This is a genomic window from Actinoallomurus vinaceus, assembly GCF_039542055.1.
GTDB classification, from domain to species: domain Bacteria; phylum Actinomycetota; class Actinomycetes; order Streptosporangiales; family Streptosporangiaceae; genus Actinoallomurus; species Actinoallomurus vinaceus.
In genome coordinates this window covers 371859-387393 of sequence record NZ_BAABHK010000005.1, presented here as the reverse complement: position 1 = coordinate 387393, position 15535 = coordinate 371859, and the positions used below count along the sequence as shown (strand labels likewise).

Genomic DNA, 15535 nt, shown 5'->3' with positions numbered 1-15535 from the left:
CTGCCGGCGCTGCGCTCCGCGATCGCCTGACGGAGGGCTGCGGCCTCAGGTGAGGGTGGTCGCGTCGCCGATGGCCTGGTCGAGGATGGCCAGGCCGAGTGAGATCTCCGCTTCGGTGGCGGTCAGCGGCGGCGCGATCCGGAACACGCCGCCCATGCCCGGTAGCTGCACGATGTTCATGTGCAGGCCGAGCTCCAGGCAGCGCCGGGTGACCAGCGCACCGAGCTCATCGGAGCCGCGTCGGCCCTCGGGGTCCGCGACGAGTTCCAGCCCGGCCAGCAGGCCGCGGCCGCGTACGTCCCCGACCACCGGGTGCCGCCGCGCGATCTGCTCGAGGCCGTCACGCAGGAAGGCGCCGAGCCGGGCGGCGCGGTCGTCCAGCCGGTCCCGCGTCAGCACGTCGAGGACGGTGTTGCCGACCGCGGCCATCATCGGATCCGCGACGTGGGTGGTGAAGAACAGGAAGCCGCGGTCGTGGGCCTCCTCCTCGATCTCGGCGCTGGTCAGCACCGCCGCGAGCGGAAGCCCCGCGCCGAGGGTCTTCGACAGCGTGAGGATGTCGGGGACGACGCCGTCGCGCTGGAACGCGTACCAGTCGCCGGTGCGGCACAGGCCGGTCTGGGCCTCGTCGAGGATCAACAGCATGCCGCGCTCGCGGCATTTCTCCTGCAGTGCCGCGAAGTAACCCTCGGGCGGTTCGATGATCCCGCCCGCGCTGAGGATGGGCTCGACGATGCAGGCGGCGAGGCTGCCGACGGACTGGGCGTCGATCAGCTCGAAGCCGAAGTCCAGCTGCCGCCGCCAGTCGAACTCACCGTCGGCGGTGGTGAAGTCGGGCCGGTACGCGTTGGGCACCGGGATGGCGAAGTTGCCGGGCGCGGCCGGGCCGTAGCCCTTACGGCCCGCGCTGTACGTGGCGGACGCCGCGGCCTGTGTCATGCCGTGCCACGAGCGGGCGAAGGACACGATCTCGTGCCTGCCGGTGACGAGCTTGGCCAGCCGAATCGCGGCCTCGTTCGACTCGCCCCCGGTGGTCAGCAGCAGTGCCTTCTCCAAGGGAGGCGGCAGCGTGTCGGCCAGCCGCCGGGCGAGGTCGACGACCGGACGGCTCAGCATGCCGCTGAAGAGGTGGTCGAGCCTGGTCACCTGCTCCCGCACCGTGGACACGATCTCCGGATGCGAGTGGCCGAGGATCGCGCTCATCTGGCCGGAGGTGAAGTCGAGGATCTTCCGGCCGTCCTCGGTGTACAGGAAGCTCCCGGCGGCGCGTTCGATGATCTCGCGGGTGAACTCGCCGGCACCGGCGTAACGCACCAGGTGCCGGTCGGCGTCGGCCCAGAAGGTCTCGGTGGAGGACGGGGCGGAGGTCGGAGCGGTCATGTCCTCGACCGTAAGAGCCCGCCGAGCGACACGTCCATCTCACGATTCCGGCCGTCCTGTTCGGAAAAACCGCACAATGGTCGCGTGATGTTCAACCCATGGCGGCTGCGGCTGCTGGTTCAGCTCGACACGCTGGGCACCGTACGCGCGGTCGCCCAGGCCGCGAACCTGAGCGCGTCGAGCGTCTCCCAGCAACTGTCCGTGCTGGAGGCCGAGACGCGCACCCGGCTGCTCGAACGCACCGGGCGACGGGTGCGGCTCACCCCGGCCGGGCTGATCCTGGCGCGGCGAGCCCGGGAGATCCTCGACCACATGACCGCGGTCGGGGCGGAGCTGCGCGGCCTCGGCGAGGAACCGGCCGGGCTGGTCCGGCTGGGCGTGTTCCAGAGCGCGATCCACAGCCTGGCCGTCCCGGCGGTCACCCGGCTCGCCGAGGCGTACCCGCATCTCGACGTCGAACTGCTGGAGCTGGAACCGCACGCGAGCATGCCCGCCCTCCGCGTGGGCGACGTCGACGTGATCATCACGACCACGGACTTCGTCGAGCAGCCGCTGGGGCCCGACCTCGACATCGTGCCGCTGGCCACCGACCCGATCGTGCTGGTGGCGCCGCCCGGCCACCCCGCCGCGGGCCGTGGCCCGGCCGACCTGGCCGCCTTCGCGGACGAGGCATGGACGTTCGACATCCCCGGGTCCTACATGGCGAGCCTGGCCACCCGCCTGTGCCGCGAAGCCGGGTTCGAGCCACGGGTGGTGTGCCGCTTCAGCAACTACATGATGACCATGCAGCACGTCGAGGCCGGTCTCTCCATCGCGCTGCTGCCCGGCCTGGCCGTCGACCCGCGGTACCGGGTCGTCACCCGCCGCCTCGCCGCCCCGGTCACCCGGACCATCACCGCGGCGATCCGCCGCGGCTCACCGCCGCGGGCGGCGGTCAACGTCGTCCTCGACGCACTACGCCACGACCCAGAGCACCGGGCCGCCCGTGCCCTGGCCGCAGCCGAGGCACGGGCGGTGCCAGGTGGAGATCAGCAGACGAGCCGCGCACCTGCCCAGTCGGCATGGTCGTAGGAGGTTCCGTCACCGCCGTCACCGACCACGAGGTGGAGGGTCGAGTGCCCGGTGACGTCGGCGTCCACGGTCGTGGCGGCGCCGGAGGTCAGCGTGCCGGTCGAGGCCAGTGTCGTCCCGTCGGCGGTCACGGTGAAGCTCACGCTGCCCTTCCCCGCCGTCTCGGCGTCGATGCCCACGGCGGCGGTGAAGCGCGTGCAGCCGGAGACGTCGACCGTGATGTCGCCCTGCGAGTGGGTGCCGATGCCGGACGGGTAGTCGACGCCGCCCACGTTGAGCACCTGGCCGTCGCCCGCGGCCGTTTCGCCGTTGGACTGGTCGTGTTCCGCCGGGCCCCAGCCGTTGGACGAGGTCGTCCAGGTGACGCCGCGGGCGGTACCCGCGGCGCCGCAGGTGATGGAGGCGTTGCCCCAGTCGGCGTGGTCGTAGTTAATGCCGTCGCGGGCGTCGGTCGCGCGCAGTTCGAGCGTACGGGCGCCGCCCACCGGGGCCACGAGCCGGGTCGCCGCGCCGTAGGACTTCACGTCGGTGTAGGCGATCAGCCGGCCGTCGCCGTACACCGCGAAGCGGACGCTGCCGTGGCCGGAGCCGACCTCGGAGTCGATCCCGACGTCCGCCGTGAACCGGCTGCAGGATCCGCCGAGCCACAGGTGGACGGCCGAGTCGGCGTGCGCGCCCAGGCCCTTGGCGTACGTCGTCGTGCCGATGGTGAGCGTCTTCCCGTCGCCGGAGGCCTGCTCGCCGTTCGAGCGGTCGCGTTCCACCGGGCCCCAGCCGTTGCTCGAGGCCAGCCAGGTGAGGTCGCTGACCTGGTAGGTGCCGGCGGCCTGGGCGGCCTGCGAGGTCCCGGCGCGGGTGACCCGGTACATGACCGCGCCGTGGCTCGGCACGCTCGATGAGATGGTCCCCGATGTGGTCGAGGTGGTCCCGCTCCACAGGTCCCTGAGACCGTACGAACTGGATCCGCCCAGCCCGAGCTCGGCGGCGCTGGTCGCGACGGTGGCGGCCGACGCCGACCGGTTGAGGAGCACGGTCGTCACCGAGCCGTCCGACATCGGCTTGGCCCACACCTGCAGGCCGCCGCCGAGGTCGCGCATCCGGCGGCCCTGGGAGCCGCCCCAATCCTGGTCGACCGCGACGACGTCGGGGTTGGTGATGATGGCCTTGGTCGCGGCGCTCATCGAGCGCAGGTCGTTGCCGAGGATCAGCGGGGCGTTGAGCAGTGCCCACAGCGAGAAGTGCGCGCGGTACTCGGTGTCGGTCATGCCGCCGTTGCCGACCTCGAGCATGTCCGGGTCGTTCCAGGCTCCCGGGTGGGAGAACGGCTCGAGCCCGGCCTGCTGGTCCAGGTTCGAGGTCATGCTGGACCATGAGTCGCTGATGTCGCCGGTCGTCCGCCACAGGCTGCCGCCGGTGCCCGGGCCGAACAGCCAGGGCGAGTCCTCCCCCCAGTTGCACAGACTGTAGACGATGGGCCGGCCGGTGGCCTTCAGCGCGTCGCCCATCGTCTTGTAGCGCTGGGCGGCGGGCCGGCCCTGGTTGTTGCAGTTGTCGTACTTCAGGTAGTCGACGCCCCAGTCGGCGAAGCTCGCGGCGTCGGTGGTCTCGTGGTCGAGGCTGCCCGGCCGGCCCGCGCAGGTGGCCGTACCGGCGGACTCGTAGATGCCGAGCTTGAGGCCCTTGCCGTGGACGTAGTCGGCCACGGCCTTGATACCGGACGGGAAGCGGGTCGGGTCGGCCTGGAGATGGCCGCTGGAGTCGCGGTTCGAGGCCATCCAGCAGTCGTCGATGTTGACGTACTTGTAGCCGAGCCTGTCCAGGCCGTTCGCGACCATCGAGTCGGCGATGCCCTTGATCAGGGACTCGTTGATGTCGCAGCCGAAGTGGTTCCAGCTGTTCCAGCCCATCGGCGGGGTCGCGGTGGGCGTCACGGGGGTGGCCGCTCTGGCGGGCGGGGAGATCAGGCCGGCCGCACCGACGGCCAGCACGATGAGGGTACGAAGGATCCGACGCATGGCGGGGGCTCCAGAGGGCTAGCTGATCGAGAGATTGTCGAACTGGTCGGTCTGGTAGCCCGCGACGCCGAAGCCGACCTGGCCGGAGGTGTAGGTGCCGTCGGTGACCGTGCCGAGGGTGGCGCCGTCCAGCTTCGCGGTGATGGTGCTGCCCTGCATGCTGAGGGCCAGCGTGTGCCAGCGGCCGAGGCCGAGGGCGGTGGTCGTCCCGTTCGCCAGCGTCGTGAAGGTGCCGCCGGTGTCGCGCTTGCCGAGCGTCCACGAGCCGCCGTCGCCCACACGGAACTCGTAGCCGGACTGCCGATCCTGGGGACGGGACTGGGCGCCCGCCCGGCCGATCAGCTTGACCGTCCCGGCCTGCTGCAGGTCGACGTCGACCGAGGCCGTGTAGTTCGTCCAGGTCGTGTCACCGACGAGGGCGTACGCGTCGCTGTCCCCCTGCCATTCGATGGGCTTGACCGGCGCGACCTGTTGCACGCAGTTGCCGCTGCGGCCGTTCAGGCAGGCGCGTACCTCGAAGGCGCCCTGCATGTCGGATACGTACTTGGCTTCGGTGCCCTGCCCGTACGCGTCGAAGTCGTCGCGGTACGGGATGGCGAGAGCGTGCTGGGCGGGGCCGGTGGCGGTGCCCTTCGCCTGCCCGGTCGTGGTCGTGAGCGTGTAGATGTAACCGGGCTGGAGGGTGAGCTGGTAGCCGCCGCCGGACGGCGTGATGTCGGGCTGCTTGATGAAGTAGTCGCCCGAGTTCAGGTTCGTCGCCCACACGTGGACGGTGCCGGTGGACAGGCCACCCGTGACCGCGACGCTGAGGGTGTGGGCGGTGCTCGCGCCGGCCGTCTCGACGATCGTGCTGTAGTCGGCGCCGTTCTTCAGGGTGACGTAACTGCCGTTCGAGCGGGCGCCGCCGAGGTATCCGCTCGCGGAGTCGATGAACCGCCAGCCGGGCTTGACGAACTGGGTGACCTGCGCCATCGCCCACGTCTCCTTGCCGAGCCGGTAGGAGCCGGACCAGGGCGACGGCGCGACCGCCAGCCCGACGGTGGCGAAGGGCAGGTTGGGCGTGAGGGCGGCGATCAGCGGCCAGTTGAGGTAGGCGGTCATCCGGCCGTCGATGTAGCCCCTGGTGATGGAGCGGATCAGCGCGGCGGCACCGCCGTCGATATCGAGGGAGCCGTTCTCGCTCGCCCACAGCTGCTTGCCGGTGGCAAGCGCGTTCGCGGTCGAGTTGCAGGTCGTCGAGTCGGAGAGGTAGCCGCACGGGTAGTGGACGCCCACGATGTCGACGGCCGCGTTGAAGGCCGGGTCGGCTGCCATGTCGTCGGCGACGCTCCAGCCGGTGTCGTCGCCGACGACCTTGACGTTGCCGTATCCGCGGTCGGCGAGTGCCTGGTGGAGGTTCTCGTACCAGGTCTTGTCGTGACCCTTCTCGTTGCGGCCACCGAGGTAGTCGACGGTGAGACCGTGGCTCTTCGCGCAGCCCAGCCAGGTGATCAGGTAGTCGATCGCGTCCTGGGACCACCAGTCGCCGCCACCGATCCAGCCCGGACCGGCCCACGCCAGCCCGTACAGCTTGATGTCGGGGTTACGCGCCTTGGCCTGCTCGCCCAGCCAGAATTCGTACCCGGCGTCGCAGTTCACGGCGCCGCGGGTGTGCTCGACGCTGGGCTCCGCGCCGTCGGTGGAGTTGGCGTCACCACCTACCTCCAGCTTGAGCAACTGGACGTTCGCGCCGTAGCCGGGCTTGAACAGGTAGTCCAGGATCTGGGAACGCTGCGGCTCGGGATAGTCGATCAGCAGCCGGCTGTTACCGCCTCCACCGCTGATCGCGCCGACGCCGTCGAAGACCCGTCCGCTCCCGGTTCCGTTGATCGTCAGGCTGGTCGAGGTGCTCGGCGGAATCCACCTCTGGTTGTTGTCGCCGGGCGTCTTGCACGTCCACAGCTGGACGATCGTGCCGTCCGCCGTGCCGCCCGCGTTGACGTCCAGGCACTTGCCCGACTGGGCGCCGGCGATGGTCTGGTCGGAGGCGAGGTTCCACTGCTGGTTCGCGCCGCCGTTGCACGTCCAGATGACGACCTTGGTGCCGTCGGAGGTGCCCTGCCCGGACGCGTCGAGGCATTTGGTCACCCCGCCGATCGTCACGCGCAGTTCGTTCGCGGCCGTCGACGTCCACTGCTGGTTGGCGCCGCCGTTGCAGGTCCAGATCTCCACCTGGGTCCCGTCAGTGCTGGTGTTACCGGTAACATCCAGGCACTTTCCCGAGACCGGATTCAGCAGTTGGCTGTTCGCGATCGCCGCCTCGGCGCGACCAACGCCGAGGAGAAGCGCGGCGAAAAGCAGGAGAACGGTGGACAGGGCGAGGGCGGGACGACCGCGGTTCCCGTTCCCTCGCCTCGGCGCGATAGGCGCGGCGACCGCCGGGGTGGCGGGTGGCGGGACGTGGCCGGCGCTGACGGCCGGCATGCCGAAAGTACGAAGAATCCGACGCATGGCGGGGCTCCAGGGGTGAGCGAACGCGTTCGAATTTCGTGGCCGTCCTGGTTGTACCTGTTTAGCTATGTTCGGACAAGGTGGGATTTGTGGCCGATTGCGGCCCACTGCGGCGAACGTGCCGAGTCTCCGCGCGAGGACGCGGGGGCGACCACCGAGCCCCGGCGTTTGTCCCCGTTCACCGCGGGCACTAGGGTCGATCATGTGACTGCCGGGTCGGCCATGGGCCGTACACGAGTGAGGCACCCGGCCTCCGCGTGACGCCAGGGCGGGCCCGAGGCCCGCCTTCCCCTCTCCACATCTTCGCTCCCGCCGCCACCGCGGGGCACCTGAAAATCAGCACCTGGAGAGGTATCACATGACGCATGACCAGCACGACTACTCCGTCACCGCCGTTCAGCTGAACCACACCGCCGTCTACGCCACCGACCGGCGGCGGTCGGCCGAGTTCATCGCGGGGATCCTGGGCCTGGAGGTCGGCGCGCCGTTCGGGCCGTTCCTGCCCATCGACCTCGGCAACGGCGTGACGCTCGACTACTACGAGAAGCGCGACGAGCCGATCCAGTCGCAGCACTACGCCTTCCTCGTACCGGAGGAGCGGTTCGGCGGAATGATCACCCGCTTGGAAGCGGCCGGCGTCACGTACTACGCCGACCCCCATCACACCGAACCCGGCCGGGCCAACGACCTGTTCGGCGGCCGCGGCGCGTACTTCGACGACCCCGACGGCCACAACATGGAGATCATGACCCGGCCCTACGTACGCCCGTAGCACACCACCGGGTGCCGCCCGAAGCGCGGCCGCGCCCTAGGACCGATGGCCGAATGCGCCTCGGCCCCAGGGCCGGTGCGCGCGAACCGGCACGTGGACGACGATCGGGGACATGAACGGCAACGGCACGCTTGAAGAGGCCTACGAACGACTTCACCGGACCGGCCCGGAGTTCGAAGGCTGGCTCACCAATCATGGCCCCATGGCGGTGGAGGCCATGGTCCGGCACGGGCACGCGCGGCAGGTCCACCGCTGGCTCGACGCCTATGAGAGCCGGCTGGACGAGCTGCCGCGCGGCTCCTCGCCCATCACCGCCGACGGCTGGCGTTCGGCACTGGGAGACCCACATCGCCTCGGTGACTGGCTCGTGTTCTTCGGCCGCGAGGTGACGGAACGGCCCTGGCGTACGGTGCTGGAGACCTGGTGGCCACGGCTGCTCCCGGGGATCGCGGCCGGCGCCACCCACGGAGTGATCCGTACCGGCCACGCGGTCCATGCGCTGCTCGACCAGGAAGACGGACCGCGCCTGGCCGAGCTCGGTCAGGCGCTCGGCTACTGGGCGGCCCGCTGGCAGCAGGTCCCGGGATTCGCCGTGCCCTCCGGCACCGCCGACCCGACCGCGGCCCTCGCCGCCGTCCCGCGCATTCCCGAGCCGAAGATAGGCATCAACAACCGGCTCGGCCAGCTCACCGACCTCACCGGCTGGACGGCCGCGCTCTCCGCGCTGCGACCCGCCGCCGACGCCGAGCGGGCCCGGGACCTGCTGGCCGACCTGACCACCGCCGCCACCGTGCACTACCTTCCCAACGCGCACGGCTCGGCCGTCATGCTGGTCCACGCCGCGACCGCGCCCACGGCCGTACTCCGCACCCTGCCCGCGCTGCCCCGCGCCCAGTGGGCCGCGAGCCTGTACGCCGCCTGGGCCGCGAGTGCGGCGGTGACCGCCGCGTACACCCCCGCCGCACCCACACCCAGGCACAGCCTGCCCACCGCACCGGACTCAGCCGAGGAGGTGTTCGCCCGTGCCGTCCGGCACGGGGACGAGCACGCCATCAAGCTCGCCGACACCTGCCTCGACGTCTACCGGCGAACGGGCGACCCCGACGCCCTCGCCGCCGTCATCCGCGCGACCGAACTGATCGACGAGCTCTGACGACATGTCCTGGGAGACACATCTCGGTGACCGCCACCGACGAACTAGGACCGGCGTCTCGCAAGCCGATGAGCAACGGACAACGGGTGACGCTGAGCTACGCCCGTGGTTCGATCGTCTTCATGGACGAGGCGCTGGAGTGGGTCGGACGCCAGGTTTCTGACGGCGGTGTCGTCGAGCGGTCGCTCCGGCTCGTCCGGGCAGGAAGTACTGTTCCGGGCGTGCTGTGGCTGCCGCCTGCGGTCTCCGCCCCTCCCCTGGTCCTTCTGGGGCACGGGGGCAGCGGGCACAAGCGAAGTGAGCGGATCGTCAGCCAGGCCCGGTGGTTCGCGTCCCATGCCGGCTTCGCGGCACTGGCGATCGACGGGCCGTACCACGGCGACCGCGTTCCCGCCCCGATGGCCGCCGAGAAGTATCAGCCTCGCATCGCGGCGGAGGGGATCGAGGTCGTCCTCGATCGGATGACCGACGAATGGCGGGCGACCGTGGACGCCCTCGGCGCTCTGGGCATCGTGGACACGTCCCGCCTCGGGTATCTGGGAATGTCCCTGGGGACGCGGTTCGGTCTTCCCCTCGCCGCCGCCATGGGCGACGAGCTTCGCTGTGTGGTCTTCGGGAAGTTCGGTCTTCGGCAGTGCGCGGCCATGGACAAGGGCTTGGCCGTACCGGAACGGGTCGCAAAGGACGCCCAGCGGGTCACCGCCCCCGCCCTCTTCCACATCCAATGGGACGACGAAGTCTTCCCTCGGGACGGGCAACTGGACCTGTTCGACCGGTTGGGATCACAGGAAAAACAACTGGTCGGCTACGCCGGTGCGCACAGCGAGACCAGACCTACGGCGACCACCCTCTGGCGTGACTTCATCTCAGGCCATCTGGCCACCGGCGTCTGAGTCCAGAGCACCGGTCCTCTTTCACCACCAGTGAAGGAAGCCGACTACCCAGCCGCCTTCTCCGCCACGGCGACCTCTACGCAGGCACCACCGTTTTCTCCGCTGCGGTTCGACTTCCGCCAGTCGGTGATCAGATGCATCGTTCCTCCGCCGTTCTGCGAATGAAATCGATCGACTCGTGCTGTGGCATTGCGAACGACCGAACGGACTCCCACGCGCACGAAAGGATCGAGACATCGTCCTGCGTGCTGGTGACCAGTCCGCGCACCGCCGTCTCCAGATACGCCACGTCGCGCCCATCAGCGGTCGCGAGGATGTATGCCCCAAGTGATCGGGGATTCACGTCCGAGCGTACAACCTGAATCGTGAGACGAGGCCCCACGGAGTCGACGAGATGCATTAACTGGTCATACATGACCTTGGGCCCTCCTCGTCCTCGATAAAGGACTGCTTCGTCGAGGACGAAGTGCAGCGTTGGTGGTGGCGGTGACTCTCTGGTCAGGATCTGCTGGCGCTCCATCCGAGCGGCGACGGCCGCCTTGTCCCCTCCCAACAGGACGGACGCGTAGTCCTCGGTCTGGAGTAGCCCAGGGATGATCGACAGCTCGACCCAGCGGAGGACGTCGGCGGTGGTCTCGACGTCGCGCCACTCGCGGAACCACTGGGGCGTGGGGTCGATGTCGAGTTGCTTGCAGACCTCCATGAGGATGCCGGCCGGGATGTGGAGCGCCTCCTCGATGGCCGCGATCTGGTCGGCCTTCGGAAGCAGCCGTCCGGTCTCCAGGGCGCTCATCCACGGCTCGCTGTAGCCGAGGAGGTCGGCCAGCTCGCGCTGGCGAAGCCCGGCCGCGTCGCGGTACCGCCGGATTTGACGCCCGAGCGTGATCAATGCCGGGCTCGGCACCCTGCCCATTTTTGTCCCCTTTCGCCGGACCATAGCGCGCATTACCCTGCGCCGCCACGTCGTTGCCTTGCCGTGACAAGCACTTGAAGGCGCTCCGATCATAAATGGTCAAGGGAATCCTGAGGGCACCATTCAAGGAAGGAAAGCTGCCGTGGAGTATCAGACGACCGAAAAGATATGCGCCTACGCGAAGTGGCTGACCCAGGCCTGCCGGGTAGCCGGCCTCGACGCGGAGCAGTACGGCGGGACGGTGTGGGTCATCGCCGACGATCACCGCCTGTCCGAGCAGGTCACCTGCCAGCTGGATGAGAACGGCACGCTTCGGTGGCTGTGGTCCTGGGGCAGGCCGATCACTCACCTCCGCGACATGACGCGGATCCTCACACCGGACGAAGTCGACGAACTCGTGGCGGCGATCAAGAACGTCGTCTCCATTCAGGTACCTCGGCGATGACGCCCGAAGAAGAGCTCATGCACTCGCTCTCACGGCTTCGGAAGTCGATCGACTCATTGACGGAGAAACCGCCGTCCTCGTCCACCGAGTTGCTCCAACTCGACTTCCTCATCCGCAAGTATCCGGCCGCGGCGAGCATGAGCCTGAAATTCGCTCAGCGGATCCCCGCGGACCTTCCCGCGCCTCCGGGCTGGTCGCCGACCTCGAATCTCAACGGCATCCCGCTATGGGAGTGGCACGGCGACGGCCCTGTCTACGTGGCGACGGCGGATCTGGACCAACTGCGGTTCCTCGGCATCGCCCTTTCCCACTTCGACCGTATGACCGCCGAACAGCTCCGCGCCTACCTGCTGGAATGACGTCCCGTCATGCGCTGCCGGGATGTACCGCGCGACATACGAGCACCCAGCCCCGCCAGGACAGATAACGACGCCTCGCTGGGGCACGTCACCGAAACCCTGCTCTTCGAGCAGCGCCGCGCCCGCTCCTCAGCGCGGTCCAGCCCCAACCGCACCTCACCGGCCACAGGTCCAGTCGTCGTACGCCATCGGAATTGGGGGTGAGACGGGTTCTGTGGTGTTGTTGGTCGCCAAGTTTTCTGCGAGGGGGGTGTTGCGCGTGATCGACCATGAGGTCGAGACCGTTCTCGGCCGGATCCACGTGCGAGTCGGCGGTGAGGGCCCAGCGATGTTGTTCTGGCCGAGCCTGCTCATGACCTCCGACATGTGGGCCGCCCAGGCGGCCTACTTCGCCGACCGGTACCGGGTGGTCCTGGTTGATCCACCGGGTCACGGCCGTAGCCAGCGGCTCACTTCGATGTTCGGCTTCGACGACAACGTCCGCTGCATCACAGAGATCCTCGACCACCTCCAGATCACCACCACACACTTCATCGGCAACTCCTGGGGCGGGATGATCGGCGCCACCTTCGCCGCCCGCCACCCCGACAGGATCAGCAGCGCCGTCCTGATGAACTGCACCGGCTCAGCGGCCCGCCGACAGCAAAAGATCGAATACGCCCTCCTGCTCCGCATGGCCAAAGTTCTAGGCGGCATCCGGCCACCCCTGACCCGGACGACCCTCAGCGCATTCCTTGGCCCCACCACGCTCCGAACCCGGCCCGCAGTCGTGGCGACCGTCCGTGAATCACTGCGGCACGTCGACATCTCCTCGGCATCCTGGGCGGTCAAGAGCGTCGTGCCGGCCCGCCCAGACCAACTCGCCCTGCTCACCACGATCACCGCCCCCGTCCTGGTCATCGCTGGAGACGAGGACGCGACCTTCCCCGTCGCCGAGACCCGCGCCATGGCCGACGCGATCCCCGGATCCACATTCCTGGCCCTGAAAGAGGTCGCCCACCTCGCCGCCCTGGAGGACCCGCAACTGATCAACCAACTGATCGACGAGTTCCTCCCGCCGGCCTGATTTCATCCGGAACACCTCGTCCACTCTCCGCTACGGGCATCGACGCCCTCGCTGCCGTCATCCGTGCGGCCGAACTGATCGACGAACTCCGACGGCTACCCGGCTCCGGGCGGGTAGGTTCGTCGTCAGGAGCGATCTCTTTCGGAAGGCGAAGGGGGCGCGCGTGGACTTCGGGCTCAACCTTCCCTCGTACGGACCGGTGGCGTCGCCTGGGACGATCGTCCGGTTCGCGGAAGAGGCCGAGCGGATCGGGCTCGGGGCGGTGTGGACGTTCGAGCGGCTGCTGCGCGTCGTGGAGCCGGTCTCGTACGGCGGGTTCGCGCCGCCGGCGCCGCTGCCGAAGGCGTACGCCACCGTCTACGACCCTCTGGAGACGCTCAGCTACCTCGCGGGGCGGACGAGCGGGATCCGGCTCGGGACCAGTGTGATCCCTGCCCCGTTGCACAGCCCGGTCGTGCTGGCCCGGCGGCTGGCGACCCTCGACGTGCTCAGTGGCGGGCGGCTGGTCGTCGGGCTCGGGCAGGGGTGGATGCGACAGGAGTTCGCCGTCGCCGGTGTGCCGCCGGAGCGGCGCGGTGCGCGGTTCGCGGAGCACGTCGCTGCGATGCGGGCGGTCTGGGGGCCGGATCCGGTGCGGTTCGACGGGGAGTTCTACGAGATCCCCGAGTCCCAGATCGGTCCAAAGCCCGTACGGCCGGGCGGGCCGCCGCTGCTCGCCGGTGCCGTCGCCCCGGCCGCGGTGGCGCGCGCCGCGCGGCTGGGGCTCGGGCTGAACCCGGTCGTCATGTCCTGGGAGCAGCTCGACGAGACGGTCACCGGCTTCCGGCGGGCGGCCGAGCAGGCCGGGCGCGACCCGGCGTCGTTGCCGGTCGTCGTGCGGGTCAACGGGTCCGTCACCGCCAAGCCGCTCGACGAGCGGGCGCCGCTGACCGGATCGGTGGATCAGGTTCTGGAGGACCTGCCCCGGGTCCGGTCGCTCGGCGCCGCGCACGTGATCTGGGCGATGCGGACGCATCCGGACGCGCAGCTCGCGGTGATGGAAGAGCTGCTGACCCAGGCACTGTAAGGAGTTGCCGGCCCGGGCACCGTCGTGAGTCGCGGCACCCGGGCCGTCGGCTGTCAGCGCGGGTCGGCACCGGCCGCGGCGGCCATCGCCTCGACCGCTCGCTCGGCCTGTTCCACGGTGTGCCGGCCAAGGCCGCAGGCCGTGGCGACGGCGTACGCCTCGCGGTCGGCGGCGGCCTCAAGGAGCCTCAGGCTCTCGACGCCGCCTGCGGGGTCGGTCGCGGACGCGATGCCCGCGATGATCCTCCACTCGCGGTCGAGCCGTCGCAGCGGGCGGTAGAACTCCTCGGTCCGGGGCGCGGGGTTCGCACCGTACGCGGCCGGGAGGTGGACCGGCGGCAGCGGCCGGCCGCGGCTGCGGAGTCCGGCGGCGAGGAGGTTGAGGTACTCGACGGCCGGCCCGAGGTCCCGGGGAGCGACCAGCTCGGTGTTCCGGTGGTTGCCGTAGCACAGGTGCAGGATCACCTCCGCGTCCGTCGGGAAGCGGGTGAGCAGGGCCGCGACCTGGCGGGCCAGCAGCCGTGCGGCGAGGGACCGGCCTCCCGGCAGCCGCTTGGCCATGTCCATGCCGATCAGTACGGCGGGCGTCTCCAGCTGCCACACGACGTCCTGTCCGGCTTCGGCGGTCAGCGCGGTGACGTCGTCCACGGCCGCTTGGGCGAACACCGGCAGGTATCGCAGGGACCACCACGGGCGACCGTTGAAGACGAAGATCGCCAGGTCGAGAGGGTTGGGGATGCCGAACTGCAGCCGGACGTCGGCGAGTTCGGGACGCTCGGCGCGCAGCGCGCGGAACTGCTCCAGGATCTCTCGGAGCCGGTCCTCGCGGTTCATCGACACGTCGGCGGGCCGCAGTTCGTGGCCGCGGCGCACGCCGTACGTGCGCATGTCGTCGTAGTCGGCGTACTCCCCCGGCCGTTTGATCTCGAACGCCGGCCGCTCGGCGAGGTTCCGCAGGTAGGCGACGATCCAGTTGGGATCGATGTCGCAGGGCAGGGTGGTCTGCCGATGGCCGTCGGACTGACCGACGATCCACTGCATGGCCTGGCGCGGTGAGCCGCACAGGTCCGGCGGCAGACTGCCGACAAAGTGCATAGGGCGGGACATGGCGTTACTTTTGCATGGAGCGCTCCAATTTCGTCGGGAATCGCGTGCGATCACGCCGCCGTGACGGCCTGTCCGTGACGAAGCCGTCATGAAGCGCGCGCCCGCACCACGCGCGAGATGTCAGGGGCGGGATGCCGCGGTATCCGGGCCCTGCCGCGTCACCGGCGCGGCGCCTCCCACCGGGTGTCGATCCGGCCGTGCCGTATGCGGCCTGCCAAGCGGACGTGCAGCGTCTCCGGCGTGTTGTCGCCCGCGTCCCTGCTGATCGCCAGCGCGCTGTGCCGCACCGACAGTTCGTTGGCGTCCACCACCATGCCCGGCGCGAGGACCAACTCCACGTTGCCGCCGCTCACCCGCAGCTCGATGACCAGCTCGGGCCCGCTGCGCACCGCGCTGGTCAGGTCCAGCATCACGTCGCACCACGCAGTACGCAGCGCCAGCCGGTGCGGCAGCGTCCACCGGCCGTCACGGCGCACCGTGCCGTGCTTCTCCTTGATGGTGATCAGTTCGGCCCCAGCCAGGGGCAGCGTGAGCGCGCCGCCGCCTGGCACCGCGATCAGATCGGCGGTGAGTGGGGACAGCGCGTCGATGGTGCGGGCCGCCAGCGCCGTGTCCAGCCGCTCGTCGAACTCGACCGGGTCGAGCCGGCCGTCGGCGAGGGCGGCGCGCAGCAGTTCGATGACCCGGTCGCGGTCCGCGTCGGACGCGCGCAGCGCGGGTGAGCTGGACGGATCTGCCGACATCCGGCCTCCTCGGCGGCGACGTGGTGGCACCGCCACCGAAATTGCTGACTGATCGGTCTAAGG

15 protein-coding genes are annotated in these 15535 nt (G+C 69.9%); 8 read left to right on the top strand and 7 right to left on the bottom strand.

Features of this window, described 5'->3' with window-relative positions; genetic code table 11:
- Positions 1–45: 45 nt before the first annotated feature.
- Positions 46–1380 (bottom strand): aspartate aminotransferase family protein, encoded by a 1335-nt coding sequence (locus ABEA24_RS20460; RefSeq protein WP_345432543.1) that lies wholly within the window; start codon positions 1378–1380, stop codon positions 46–48.
- Between the two features lie 87 nt (positions 1381–1467).
- On the opposite strand from ABEA24_RS20460, the gene ABEA24_RS20455 reads away from it, so the two are divergent.
- Positions 1468–2451 (top strand): LysR family transcriptional regulator, encoded by a 984-nt coding sequence (locus tag ABEA24_RS20455; RefSeq protein WP_345432777.1) that lies wholly within the window; start codon positions 1468–1470, stop codon positions 2449–2451.
- On the opposite strand, the gene ABEA24_RS20450 is transcribed toward ABEA24_RS20455, so the two are convergent.
- Together ABEA24_RS20450 and ABEA24_RS20445 are read right to left on the bottom strand one after the other, a co-directional pair.
- Positions 2409–4466: an NPCBM/NEW2 domain-containing protein gene (locus ABEA24_RS20450; protein ID WP_345432542.1), complete on the bottom strand. Its 2058-nt coding sequence runs from the start codon at positions 4464–4466 to the stop codon at positions 2409–2411. The genes ABEA24_RS20455 and ABEA24_RS20450 overlap by 43 nt on opposite strands.
- An 18-nt stretch (positions 4467–4484) precedes the next feature.
- Entirely contained in the window at positions 4485–6956 is a 2472-nt protein-coding gene (locus ABEA24_RS20445) for a ricin-type beta-trefoil lectin domain protein (protein WP_345432541.1), read from the bottom strand.
- A gap of 358 nt (positions 6957–7314) precedes the next feature.
- On the opposite strand from ABEA24_RS20445, the gene ABEA24_RS20440 reads away from it, so the two are divergent.
- From ABEA24_RS20440 to ABEA24_RS20430, 3 genes are all read left to right on the top strand, one after another.
- Entirely contained in the window at positions 7315–7728 is a 414-nt protein-coding gene (locus tag ABEA24_RS20440; protein WP_345432540.1) for a VOC family protein, read from the top strand.
- A gap of 112 nt (positions 7729–7840) precedes the next feature.
- Complete coding sequence (locus ABEA24_RS20435) at positions 7841–8881, top strand: questin oxidase family protein (RefSeq protein ID WP_345432539.1); 1041 nt, start codon at positions 7841–7843, stop codon at positions 8879–8881.
- A 68-nt stretch (positions 8882–8949) separates the two neighbouring features.
- Positions 8950–9774 carry a dienelactone hydrolase family protein gene (locus ABEA24_RS20430; RefSeq protein ID WP_345432538.1) on the top strand — a complete coding sequence of 275 codons (825 nt, stop codon included), beginning with the start codon at positions 8950–8952 and terminating at the stop codon, positions 9772–9774.
- 44 nt (positions 9775–9818) lie between these two features.
- Here the strand turns inward: ABEA24_RS20430 and ABEA24_RS53585 are convergent, their stop codons facing one another.
- Both ABEA24_RS53585 and ABEA24_RS20425 read right to left on the bottom strand, forming a co-directional pair.
- A complete protein-coding gene (locus tag ABEA24_RS53585) occupies positions 9819–9914 on the bottom strand; it encodes a DUF397 domain-containing protein (RefSeq protein ID WP_425551208.1) in 96 nt (31 codons plus the stop codon).
- Positions 9905–10663 (bottom strand): helix-turn-helix domain-containing protein, encoded by a 759-nt coding sequence (locus ABEA24_RS20425; RefSeq protein WP_345432537.1) that lies wholly within the window; start codon positions 10661–10663, stop codon positions 9905–9907. Before ABEA24_RS20425 ends, ABEA24_RS53585 begins: the two co-directional genes overlap by 10 nt.
- A 166-nt stretch (positions 10664–10829) precedes the next feature.
- Here ABEA24_RS20425 and ABEA24_RS20420 point away from each other — a divergent pair, with 166 nt between their 5' ends.
- From ABEA24_RS20420 to ABEA24_RS20405, 4 genes are all read left to right on the top strand, one after another.
- Positions 10830–11132 (top strand): hypothetical protein, encoded by a 303-nt coding sequence (locus ABEA24_RS20420; RefSeq protein ID WP_345432536.1) that lies wholly within the window; start codon positions 10830–10832, stop codon positions 11130–11132.
- Between the two features lie 17 nt (positions 11133–11149).
- Positions 11150–11491: a hypothetical protein gene (locus tag ABEA24_RS20415; RefSeq protein WP_345432535.1), complete on the top strand. Its 342-nt coding sequence runs from the start codon at positions 11150–11152 to the stop codon at positions 11489–11491.
- 259 nt (positions 11492–11750) lie between these two features.
- Positions 11751–12557: an alpha/beta fold hydrolase gene (locus ABEA24_RS20410; protein WP_345432534.1), complete on the top strand. Its 807-nt coding sequence runs from the start codon at positions 11751–11753 to the stop codon at positions 12555–12557.
- 163 nt (positions 12558–12720) lie between these two features.
- Positions 12721–13623: a TIGR03619 family F420-dependent LLM class oxidoreductase gene (locus ABEA24_RS20405; RefSeq protein ID WP_345432533.1), complete on the top strand. Its 903-nt coding sequence runs from the start codon at positions 12721–12723 to the stop codon at positions 13621–13623.
- 53 nt (positions 13624–13676) lie between these two features.
- Here the strand turns inward: ABEA24_RS20405 and ABEA24_RS20400 are convergent, their stop codons facing one another.
- Complete coding sequence (locus ABEA24_RS20400; RefSeq protein ID WP_345432532.1) at positions 13677–14729, bottom strand: uroporphyrinogen decarboxylase/cobalamine-independent methonine synthase family protein; 1053 nt, start codon at positions 14727–14729, stop codon at positions 13677–13679.
- A gap of 158 nt (positions 14730–14887) precedes the next feature.
- Positions 14888–15472: a DUF1707 SHOCT-like domain-containing protein gene (locus ABEA24_RS20395; RefSeq protein ID WP_345432531.1), complete on the bottom strand. Its 585-nt coding sequence runs from the start codon at positions 15470–15472 to the stop codon at positions 14888–14890.
- Between the last annotated feature and the right edge of the window lie 63 nt (positions 15473–15535).